Genomic DNA, 11,980 nt, shown 5'->3' on the forward strand with positions numbered 1-11,980 from the left:
TTTCGATAAAGCTGATATTTGTGTTTGCTGGAACTGGATTAAACGCGCTACCATGATCCTAATAAACATGAAAAAGTAAGGAAGAGGGTGTTGAGTGCTGCATTTAATTCAGTCAAATAAAATGGAAGTGTTACAGGCTGATTTGTTAGACAAGTTATCACCAAAGCCTTCTCAAAATTCACCTCAAGCACAAGGCAATTTGTCGGCGTTACTCGTCCCAGAAACTATTATTGTGCAAAGCCCAGGAATGGCGCAATGGATTAAAATTGCCATTGCCGAAACCTTAGGGGTAGCAGCCAACATCGAATTTCCACTGCCATCAAGCTATATTTGGCAGCAATATAAATACTTTTTTAATGATTTACCTGAAACTTCTGCATTCACTAAGCCTAATATGGTTTGGAAGTTAATGAGTATTCTCGAGGGCTTTTTAGACACGCCTGAATTTACTGAGATAAAGCTATATCTCAACGGGGACCGCGAGTTAAAGTTCTATCAGCTATGTCAAAAAATTGCAGATGTGTTCGATCAATATCAAGTCTATCGTCCTGAGTGGATTAATCTTTGGGAAACGGGTGAAAATAGCGTTGATGGTAGACTCATCACGTCACATCTTTGGCAACCAATATTATGGCGAGCGCTGGTGGCGCAAACTCGTAAGCTGGGCGAATCTGTCTATCATCGAGCGAACTTGCATGCCCAGTTACTGCAAAAAATAGCAGAAAGTGAGCCAGCTAAGGAGCAAAAACCGCTATACGTGTTTGGCATTTCTACTTTGCCACAGCAGCAATTAGACGTATTTGAAGCATTGGCTGCGCATCGCGATGTATTTTTATTCTGGTGTAATCCGAGTCAACACTTCTGGGGTGACATTGTGGATGAAAATACCTTGAGCCGGCATAAATTGAAAGAAGGCGATACCCAATCTGAGCGCAGTGCATTGTTCGACGTTGGCAATCCTTTATTGGCGAGTTGGGGGAAACCAGGGCGTGATTACTTGGAAATGCTGTTGGCTAGCAGTGCAGAATCGAGTGATATATTTGTCGAGGTGCAACCTGATACGCTATTAAGTTGGTTACAACATGAAATGTATGAGTTAACAATGCGCGATACTCAACCGCCGTTGTCAGCCGATGAACTGTTAACCAATGGTGTGGAATTTCCAAAAATAGAGATATCAGAAGATGACAAATCGGTGCAAATTCATAGTTGTCACTCGAAAGTCAGAGAATTGGAAGTGTTACATGATCATTTGCTGAGCCATTTCTCGCAAGATGCACAACTAAAGCCGTCAGATATAGTGGTGATGATGCCCGATGTCGCAGCCTATGCACCCTATATCGATGGGGTGTTTGGTAGTGCGGAGTCGGATCTCTTTATTCCTTATGGAATTTCAGACCGTAATGCAGCGCAAGAATCACATATTATTGAAAGCTTTATTAATCTACTCAATTTACATCAGAGTCGAATAAGCCTATCTGAAATATTAGTATTTTTAGAAATCCCCGCAATTCAAAAATGCTTTGATATTTCTGCCAGCGAATACAAAGATATTCGAGATTGGTTAATTGAAGTTGGTTTTCGTTGGGGATTAAGCGGCGATGATAAAACTCGTTGGGCAGTACCTGAAGAATCTCAAAATACGCTAATTTTTGCGCTCGAACGATTGTTATCTGGCTACGCCATGAGCGGTGAATTTTTGTTCACAGGTAGAGTGTCTGAAGATCTTCCAATTGCCCCCTATAAAGATATCGAAGGGCAAAGAGCTATTGCGTTAGGTAAGTTGTACCAATTTGCTTTGCTTCTGCAAAAGGTGCTGAAATTTTGCTTACAAAGCGACACCTTAGATAACAAGGTACAACAAAGTTTGTCGTTCATAGAATTAATTTATTCAGTTGATGAAAACGAACAAGTCTATTTAAACCAATTGCGTCAAGCATTGGAAAGTATGCAAGATCATATAAACCAGTTTAATCAAAACGTTTGTCAGGATGTATTTGTTGCGGAATTGACACAGCGCTTGCAAGACAAAGGAGTAGGGCAGCGGTTTTTAGCCGGTAAAGTTAATTTTTGTACTTTAATGCCGATGCGCAGTATTCCCTTCAAAATAGTTTGTTTGTTGGGGATGAATGACCAGGACTACCCGCGGCAGACTGTGCCAATTGGCTTCGATTTAATGCGTGAAACCCAGAATCGCAGAGGCGATCGATCCCGCAGAATGGATGATCGTTATCTATTTTTAGAAGCCATTTTATCAGCACGTAAAGAGTTATATGTCAGCTTTCTTGGTAATAGTAGTCGTGATAATTCAGAGCGTAATCCGTCTATTTTAGTAACCGAATTATTGGATTACTGCCAACAGGTATTTTGTGTAGCCGACACATTAAGCCTGCCGGTTGAACAGACCCAGCAACAACTAAGCAAGCATTTAATGCAACCCCATGGACTGCAGCCATTTTCAAAACAGTATTTTGATAAATCCAACAATTTACAGAGTTATCAACCAATTTGGTTAAAAGTACTGAATGCACAAATGTCTGAAAATCTAGATGCCCATTTTTTTACTGAAACCTTGCCAAGTCAACTGGAAGATAATGAACTCATTGTAGAATTGAACGATTTAATCGCCTTTTTCCAGAATCCGCCCAAATTTTTCTTTCGCCAACGTTGGCGCACCAGTTTGTCACTTTACTTTAATGAGTTAGTCGATGAAGAACCTTTTGATATAGATTCATTAACTCGGTTTCAATTAAACGACACTATTTTAGATAGTATGTTAAAACTTCAAATGGACGAAGAAGCCTTCCAACAACAGTTCTATCAGGATTATTTGGCACAAGGCAAGTTGCCCACCGGTGCTGCTGGCCCATTAAGTTTCAATCAAATTTGGCGCTCATCTGAGAGTCTACGTAATCAATTGATAGAGAATATTAAAGCCAAAAAAGCAAGCTTGGTAGAGGTTGACCAAGCCCTAGAAAACGGCTCTATACAAGGTTGGCTAAAACAGATCTACGGTACAGATTTAGTGTTATATCGAGCCGGTAAAATACGTGGTAAAGATATGATTGAATTATGGTTGAAATGGCTATGTTATTGCGCATCATCGGAGCGAAAAAGTGGTGTCGCTCGATATCTTAATATTGAGAAACCATTAGAATTGACTGTTGTACCTCAAGCCCAAGCAATAGAATATTTAAATATTCTATTCGATGTATTTGCCTCTGGTCTTAATAAACCCCCTTTGTTTTTCGCCAATAGCGCAAAAAAATGGCTGGAAACTCAAGATATAGATAAAACCTTAGCTGAGTTTAATGGCACTATTTTTAGCTCAGGAGAAGGTCAAGAGACCAATATTCATCGGGTGTGCCCTGATTTGTCAGCTAACTTTGCCGAATTTAAACAATTGAGCGAAATGATTTTTGCGCCAATATTCGATTATAAGGTATCTAAATGAAGCAACTTGATACCTACAGCTACCCACTTTTAGGCGCTTCGCTAATCGAAGCTAGCGCCGGCACAGGTAAGACTTATACCATTGTTAATTTGTATTTACGCTTGTTGCTTGGGCATCAAAGTGAGGGCTTGAATTTAACTAAATCCGACCAGCGTCAAGGGTTGGGAGTAGAACAGATTTTAGTTGTGACCTTTACAAATGCAGCCACGGCAGAGCTAAAACAACGAATTCAACGACGTTTGCACAGTGCTTATTTGGACTTTTATCAAGGCCACAGTAGCGATGGTTTTATTCAAAAGTTAATCGATGATACGGCTGATATGGCTCTGGCTTGCGAAACCTTGTTGTTGGCCTCACGACAAATGGACGAAGCAGCAATTTTTACTATTCACGGCTTTAGTCAACGGATGTTGTCTGAACACGCATTTGCCAGTGGCAGTGTTTTTGACGAACAGCTAGAGTTAGACCAATCTACTTGGATACAACAAGCAGTTGAAGATTTTTGGCGCAGTGAAATCGTGCCTTTATCGGAAACTATGGTTCAGTATGTGCGTAGTATTTGGTCAGGCCCCGAACCTTTAATAAAGTCGTTGAGGGGGATTTTAGAGCGGGAATTCATTCCCAGTAAACAGCTTACGTTGAGCCATGCGAATCAATTATTAGAACAACTAATCGACAGTACAAACAGCCTAAAAAGCTGGTGGCTGCAGCATAATGTGTCGGCCCAATTGCAACAAGCTAAGCTCAAGGGCAATACTAAACTGGGTAAGCCAGATATCTACCGGGTAATGGATGATTTCTGTCAAAGTGATTCAGTTATCTGCCCGTTTGATAAAGGTTGGATCGACTTTTTTCCTGAAAAAGTGGAAAAAGCACGTTCTAAAACCAGTCCAGATTTAAGCGATTTAAATTTTAAGCGTTTTGAATTAACAGAGATGTTACGACATTCATTTGTGACAGCACTGCGTAATGCAGTTCAAAACACGGCACTTTTGCAAGTACGGAAAAATCTAGAAGCGTTTAAAGCGCGCACCAGCAAATTGTCACCCAATGATTTGCTAACTCGTTTAAATGATGGCTTGATGGGAGAAAATGGCAAAACCTTAGCCGATCTGATCCGCAAACAATATCCAGCCGCAATGATTGATGAGTTTCAAGATACCGATCATTGCCAATTGAATGTGTTTAGCCAAGTTTATCCACTGCAAGAAAATCCTGATTTATCCTATTCGTTAATCATGATTGGTGATCCTAAACAGGCTATTTATGGGTTTCGTGGTGCTGACATATACACCTATATTCAAGCTAAGCAGCAAATCGGCAGTGAAAAGCAGTTTACGTTAGCGACAAACTGGCGCTCACAGCAATCTTTGGTCGAAGCGGTAAACCAATTGTTTGCAAAAAGCGATAAGGGCTTTTTGTTTGAGCAAGCGATTCCATTTTTTCCCGTAGAGGCTGCATCTAAGTCCACTTTTTTGGAAGCGAATGAAAATCGGTATGCCAGTTTAAATTTCTATCATCTACATGGTGCTAAAGATGTTATTGGGAATAAAGATGCAAAGACTGATTTGGCCGGCCATACGGCAAATATTATTGTTGACCTATTGCAGCACGGTCAATTAAATGTACAAACAGAATTAGAGCAACTAAAACGCGACGTTGTAGCCAAAGATTGCTGTGTACTCGTTAGAGATCGTAATGAAGCAAACTTAATCAAGCAGGCATTGGCATCTCGAGGTGTAGACAGTGTGTTTTTGGTTCGCCATAGCGTGTACGCCACAGAAACAGCCATGGACTTGTATCGTGTACTAGATGCATTGGTCAACCCTTCTGACGAAAGGCGGATTAAAGCAGCATTGACCAGTGAACTAATGTGCTTCAATAGCGTAGAGTTGGATCAGTTATTTACCAGTGAATCAGCTTGGCAGCAAATAGTCGAGCTGTTTGTTACTTGGCAGCAACACTGGCAACGCTTTGGTATTATGATGGCGCTCAATCGAGTTATGCAGCATTTTCACGTGTTTACTGGATTAATGACGCATTTTAGCGATGGCATGCGACGTTTAACTGATCTAAGGCATTTAGTTGAAATGTTGCAGCAACAAAGTGTTATCACTCCAGGTGATAATCAATTGTTGTATTGGTTGGGGCAACAAATACAGCAGCCAGATCATAATAATGAAGCCCATCAACTACGTTTAGAAACCGACGGCAATTTAGTTCAAATTATTACCATTCATGCATCCAAGGGGCTAGAGTTTCCCTATGTCTTTGTGCCTTTCGGGTGTTCTTATAAAGCCGCATCGGAAGCGCTATTTCATGATCAAGATTTTCACTTGACCATGGATTTTGAAAACACTCCTGAAAATTTAGAAAAAGCAGATTTTGAACGTTTAGCCGAAGATACAAGGTTGTTATATGTGGCACTTACTCGCGCTGTTTACAACTGTTTTGTTGGGATTTGGAATCCTGCTTTGGGAAAAAGCCAATCTGTTTCTGGATTATTTCACACTGCTTTAGGGAAATTGCTTTCGCTAGAAAATATTGAACCAACCAATAGTTTTATCGGCCAGCGAATTCAGAGCTTGGCAGAGTATGGGGATATCGGATACACCGCAGTGCATATTGAACCGGAGATATTACCGTACCGACCTGATAAATTAACTTTAGATACCTCCTTGGCAGTCAATATCATTGAAACGCCAATCGATGCTAACTGGCGGATAACGAGCTATTCAGCGATTGCTCGCAATCAATTTCATGTTGAGCATGAGCAACCTGGTACCGACGAAAGCGAAACCATAAATCAACTCGATTCAACTTTTTCAGCCCAAGAGGTGGAAGTGGAACTCGATTCTGCGCAAGATAATTTAAGTCGATTTGAGTTTACTCGAGGCGCGCAAGCCGGTTCTTTCCTACACGGCGTGTTAGAAAATATTGATTTTCAACAGCCTAGCCAGCTTTCTCAAGTGATTGAACAGCAACGCAGTTGGTTTGGTATTGATGAGCAGTGGAATGCAACAGTGGAAATCTGGCTAAAAGACGTGCTAAACACCAGTATTGTGCTCACTCATAGCAAAAATACTAACACGACTTTTACCTTGGCATCGTTAACCAAGGACCAAGTTTGTCCTGAAATGGAGTTCCATCTACCTTTAAATTCGGTGCAAGCAGCACCTTTTAATCAATTGATTAATAAGGTTTTTAAAACCAGTAAAAGGCAATATCAATTTACCCAATTGCACGGCATGCTAAAAGGCTATATCGACTTAACGTTTTGCTTAGATGGCCGTTTTTACGTTGCCGATTATAAATCTAATTACTTAGGTCCTGATTATGCTGACTATGCCGAAGATAAAATGCAAAAAGCCATGGTGGAGCACGATTATCATTTGCAGTCTTTGCTCTATGTTTTAGCCTTACATCGATTCTTGAAAAGTAAGTTAGCTGATTATGATTATGATCAGCATGTCGGTGGCGCATATTATTTGTTCTTACGGGGAATGTCAGAGCATTACCCAGGCAGCGGAATTTACTTCTATAAACCAGAGAAAGTCATAATTGAATCCCTTGATAAGTTGTTTCAAGGAGAGGAAATAGACTCTTTTGCTGCGCCACAAAGTACTAGTCAGGAGCAAATGGATTTATGGTAAATGGTCTTCTCGATACGCACTTTTATACTAATTGTGAGCGTCAAATTAGCGCTATGGGCCTTTCTAACCTCGATAGTGCTTTTGCGCATTTTATTTTTCAGCAGGAAAGCCATCTTAGCCAAAACATAGCGCTGCTTTCAGGTCTAGTGAGTCAACGTTTGAGTCAGCAACACAGTTGTTTAAATTTACATGAGCTTACTTTCAAGCAAATTAAATTACTCGGATTTTCGAGTATTAATGAGGTAATTGAGGCTATTCATGCAAGTTATTGTATTTCTTCGAACCCTGTTGAAGATCCTCGAAAACCATTAATATTCGCGCAAAATGCCATTTATTTGCAGCGATACTATCAATATGAGATGGGTTTAACCCAAATCATTCAACAAAAGTTAGCAGTAGAAACGACAGTGTCTAGCGACGTCGCAAGACCTATTGTTGATGAATTATTTAGTGCTCCTGAGGGGCAAAATCAAACCGAAATCGATTGGCAGAAAGTAGCGGTTGGGATTGCAGCGACACGTAATTTTAGCCTTATAACCGGAGGGCCCGGCACAGGTAAAACAACCACAGTTGCCAAGTTATTAGCCTTGTTGTTTGCCCTTCAACGCGCCAACGGAAAAGAGCTCAAAGTACAACTCGTTGCGCCAACGGGCAAGGCAGCAGCACGGCTGACTGAATCTATAGTGTCAGCGCGAGAATCATTGCCGGATAACTACAAAACGGGATTAAATCTACAAACCAGTACAATTCATCGACTATTAGGAAGTCAACCGGGACAAATTGAATTTAGGCACAATGCGGAAAATTTATTGCATGTGGATGCATTGATTGTTGATGAAGCGTCGATGGTAGATTTACCATTGATGTATAGGCTGCTTAGTGCGATTCCCATCAACACAAAAGTCGTGTTGTTAGGAGATCACAATCAACTCTCTTCGGTTGAGACTGGCAGTGTTTTATCCGATATTTGTCACTCCGCGTTATTGGGTAAAGCATACCCTGAATATTCATTGCATACCGCGCAACAGATTATTCGCATATGTGACCAAAATATTCCCCAACGACCTGAAAGTCGTGGAACTAGTCCCATCGCGGACTGCTTAGTTAAATTGCGAAAAAGTCACAGATTCTCGTCAGAAAGTGGAATCGGTTTGTTGTCGGAACAAGTTATTGAAGGTGATGCCCATGCTGTTTTATCGATACTCACTGATACCGAACAAGCCACCTTAACTTGGCATCAAGATGGCAATGTACAAGTATTCGCGAGGCAATACGCTAGTCAATTAAAAGCCTATTTTTTGTCAGTAAATCAAGGGGATTTAAAACAAGGTTTCAGCTATTTATTAAATCAACAAATTTTATGCGCCCATAAATCCGGTGAGTGGGGAGTGGATAACATCAATTATCAAGTTACTCGGGAATTAGATCGTCAGGGTTTTATTTCAATGGATGAAAAAGACTACATAGGCCGACCAATAATGTTAACCCGTAACGATCATAATTTAGGATTATTTAACGGTGATGTGGGGATAGTAATGCCGGATCCTGAAAAACGAGAATTAAAAAAAGCGTGGTTCAAGACCGCAGAAGGTGGTTACAAAGGTGTATTGTTAAGTCGGTTGCCTGAACATCAACCTGTGTATGCCATGACCATTCACAAGAGCCAAGGTTCTGAATTTAATCAGGTATATCTGTGCTTGCCCGACGTAAACTTAAATCCGTCAGCCAAAGGATTAAGCCGAGAATTGTTTTATACTGGCCTTACCCGTGCACGGGAAAAGTTTGTGTTATACAGTCACAAAGAGAGCCTGCAAGCTTGTATAAACAATGTCTGTTTAAGAAGTAGTGGCTTGGCGCAACGCTTGTCAAGTTAGGTTTTTAGTGCTATTTCGGGCTAAGAGTTAGCACGATGAAGTTGTCCTAAATATCGCTAGGAGGAACTATCCATAAGGGGTTAGGTGTGCGCAATTGTGCTTTAATTTGCGATTGATACTTATCCCTTAGTTCAAGCATATCTTGTTGTTGGTTTTGAAATTCAGCAATACTTTTTATCTCATCAAAAATAGGATCGATAAAAGTCATTATATAGCCCAATGATCTCATCCGTTCTAACCATTTATAACTCTGTTGATGGTTGCCGGTAAGAGTGGCAAACAAAATACGTTGTTTTATTTCATTTAAGTTACTTACTTGTTGAGTGGGTTTGTTAGTTAAGTATTCTTTTAGCATACTTAACAGTTGCTCATTATTTTCTCCCAGTGCTTGACGAGTTTGCGCAAGTGCAATTATAAAGTCTGCACTTGCCGCACTTTCGATGGGCCTGTCGAGCAACTTATAGGCCTCAATATAAGCGTTCACAATTTGGTTGGTTTTCTCATAGTCACGTAAATAATATAAAAACCATGCAATATCTGTCATGTCTGTGACTTTTGCTAACTGCTCGGCCGCCAATGCTAGATTATCTGTGTAAATGCCGTGCCAGACTTGGCTAGTAGGACTAGCGTTATACCAAAGCGCATGCTGGTATAAGCCGACTAAATTATATAGCCTAGCTAGGTTTCTGTTGATACTCGTGCTTTGTTGGTTAAGGGTATAGGCATTTTGCAACATGCTATGAGCCTGCGAATAATTCCCACTTTTAAAAGCAAGATCGGCTAAAACACTGTAACCAAAAGGTTGGGTAGGGTGCAATCGCACTAAGTCGTCGCCAATGATTTTGCTGTTCACTCTATCGTCAACGGATAAATAAATACGCGCAAGATTACTTAAAATATTGTTAGAAAGTGGATCCAGTAGTCTCGCTTTTTTGTACTGCTCTATTGCTTCATCGAGCTTGCCTTGTTCCCACAAAATACCGCCTAAAAGAAAGTATGCATTAGCATAATTATGATTCGCCTCGATGGCTTGTGTCGCATATTGTTGGGCTTGTTTGATGGACGCGGCAGTATTCTTATCTTTTGCTAGGTATGCTGCACTTGCTAGCACTTCTGCAGAATTAGGCGCTAACTCAAGTGCTCTGGCAACTAATGGGGATGCTTTGTCTCGGGATGCTTGTTTATCTAAGCCGGCATAAGCTTCCATCAGCAAATAAGTGTCTGATAAACCTGAATAGGCATGTGCAAAATTTGGATCTAAATCAATGACCTTAATAAATTTTTGAACTGCTAGGGCTAGACTTTCTGGCGAGCGTAATTTCTGATTTTCGCGGGCTTGCAAATAAAGCTCGTAGGCTTCTAAAGACAAGGTTTTATCAGAATCTTTTAACGGCACTACGGTTAACTTACCCTTGAGTTGTTGGATTATTTTACTGGCTATTTCGTCTTGTACTGCAAATAAATTTTGCGCTGACAAAGGACGATCATAGGTTTCAGACCAGATATGTTCATCAGTTTGTGCATTGATCAGTTGAGCTGTGATGCGAATAGTATTGCCAGATTTACGTATACTTCCTTCTAAAATATGTGCGACTTTCAGTTCTTTAGCAATCTCACTTACGGTCGAATCTGTATCCACAAAGGCAAAAGATGAGGTGCGCGATACAACTCGTAAGCCTTTGATACGACTTAATAGGTTAAGTAATTCCTCAGAAATTCCATGCCCAAAATAACCCTGATCATTGCTTGCTGAAAAATCATCAAATGGCAAAACGGCAATCGACTGAGTCGCAGAGCTGGTAACGACTTCAACATTTGCGTTGCTTGTTTGCTGAGTGATTTCTCGGTTTTCATCGACTAATGTGTTTTTTCCTAAATGCATCCACATCAGCGTGATCAGTCCAGCGCTAATTACCCCAGTTAATGTAAAAATAGTAATCGTATTTTTAGAATTAGCCGCTTTACTTAATGCGGGGTTTTTTGCGGTACGAACCAAACCTTTAGGCGTAAATTGAAAAATCCAAGCGAGTAAAACCGCGATAGGAAAGCCAATTATCACTAGGATTGTTGCGATCGTGTCAAACCAAGTTGGTAAGTGTAATGCGCTTTCCAACACCACGGCTAATTGCATGACTAACCAGCCAATGACAGCGTAACCCGCTATGACATTGAATACATTGCGTCGTCTTAACTCAGCAATAAAGCTACTCATTCAGTTTCCTCTTAACGATGATGCCTTGCGGATCTTAAAAAAAACAGTTTTTTCAAAGTATAAACCAAGCTGTTTAAAAAATATGCAACTATAGATATTACGTGTAAAGTAATGATGTTCAAAGTGATTTATTGAAGTATTGGATAAGTATTCGACTAAATATTTCCGTTTATTTAAAAAACAAATAGATAAAGAAGGAATAGAAGGAAAACAACCATGACACTCAATACCGTCTTAAAAAATTTACACCCGATAATGCGACAAAAAATACAAAATTTGATTACGCATCTGACACAAAAAAATGTTCCGATTACACTCGTTGAAGGATATCGAACGCCAGTTCAGCAAAAAGAGCTGCACGATCAAGGAGCCCCCGAAAAACCTTGGATGTCCCTGTTCCAATATGGTGTTGCCTGCAAATTTGCATTATCTGTTACAAATGATAGCGCGCAGGGCGAGAACGCTGACAATAGCAATTACTGGGGGCAATTTACTGAATTTGCCAAAGCTGAAGGTCTTGAAACCAGTGATTCTGATAAATCCCAACTGCAACTTCCTAATATGAATGTGAAAACATTAATTAAGGGACAGTATCCCGAAGGGGGAGATGAAAGTTGGGCAAATAACCTAGAGCTTCATATCACTTATTGGACTGACTATCCTAAGCCACCTGTACCAAGGATGGGAGACGAACCTATTTCGCATTTAAGTGAACGGGATGAGAAATCAACCCAATAAAGAGCTGCAATCCACAGTAGACTGAAGTCGGCAGAGTTTGCGCGTTTTT

5 protein-coding genes are annotated in these 11,980 nt (G+C 40.5%); 4 read left to right on the forward strand and 1 reads right to left on the reverse strand.

The window, feature by feature from the left end; translation table 11 throughout:
- Nucleotides 1-94 precede the first annotated feature (94 nt).
- From recC to recD, 3 genes are read left to right on the forward strand one after another with little or no spacing between them, the layout of a single operon-like run.
- Nucleotides 95-3,454: an exodeoxyribonuclease V subunit gamma gene (gene recC / locus ABWV72_RS18095; RefSeq protein WP_353372213.1), complete on the forward strand. Its 3,360-nt coding sequence runs from the start codon at nucleotides 95-97 to the stop codon at nucleotides 3,452-3,454.
- Nucleotides 3,451-7,107 (forward strand): exodeoxyribonuclease V subunit beta, encoded by a 3,657-nt coding sequence (gene recB, locus ABWV72_RS18100; protein WP_353372215.1) that lies wholly within the window; start codon nucleotides 3,451-3,453, stop codon nucleotides 7,105-7,107. Before recC ends, recB begins: the two co-directional genes overlap by 4 nt.
- A complete protein-coding gene (recD, locus tag ABWV72_RS18105; protein ID WP_353372217.1) occupies nucleotides 7,101-8,981 on the forward strand; it encodes an exodeoxyribonuclease V subunit alpha in 1,881 nt (626 codons plus the stop codon). Before recB ends, recD begins: the two co-directional genes overlap by 7 nt.
- Before the next feature lie 46 nt (nucleotides 8,982-9,027).
- Here recD and ABWV72_RS18110 read toward each other — a convergent pair whose 3' ends face one another.
- Nucleotides 9,028-11,193, reverse strand: coding sequence for a tetratricopeptide repeat protein (locus tag ABWV72_RS18110; RefSeq protein WP_353372219.1), 2,166 nt, complete (start codon nucleotides 11,191-11,193; stop codon nucleotides 9,028-9,030).
- 216 nt (nucleotides 11,194-11,409) lie between these two features.
- Here ABWV72_RS18110 and ABWV72_RS18115 point away from each other — a divergent pair, with 216 nt between their 5' ends.
- Nucleotides 11,410-11,931, forward strand: a complete 522-nt coding sequence (locus ABWV72_RS18115; RefSeq protein ID WP_353372221.1) for a M15 family metallopeptidase domain-containing protein — start codon at nucleotides 11,410-11,412, stop codon at nucleotides 11,929-11,931.
- The last annotated feature ends 49 nt before the right edge of the window (nucleotides 11,932-11,980 follow it).

This window comes from Aliiglaciecola sp. NS0011-25 (genome assembly GCF_040370605.1).
Taxonomy (GTDB): domain Bacteria; phylum Pseudomonadota; class Gammaproteobacteria; order Enterobacterales; family Alteromonadaceae; genus Aliiglaciecola; species Aliiglaciecola lipolytica_A.

What these genes read in the sequence shown, in the direction of transcription:
- recB (WP_353372215.1), top strand. Translation starts at nt 3,451, where the DNA reads ATGAAGCAACTTGATACCTACAGCTACCCACTTTTAGGCGCTTCGCTA.
- recD (WP_353372217.1), top strand. Translation starts at nt 7,101, where the DNA reads ATGGTAAATGGTCTTCTCGATACGCACTTTTATACTAATTGTGAGCGT.
- ABWV72_RS18110 (WP_353372219.1), bottom strand. Translation starts at nt 11,193, where the DNA reads ATGAGTAGCTTTATTGCTGAGTTAAGACGACGCAATGTATTCAATGTC.
- ABWV72_RS18115 (WP_353372221.1), top strand. Translation starts at nt 11,410, where the DNA reads ATGACACTCAATACCGTCTTAAAAAATTTACACCCGATAATGCGACAA.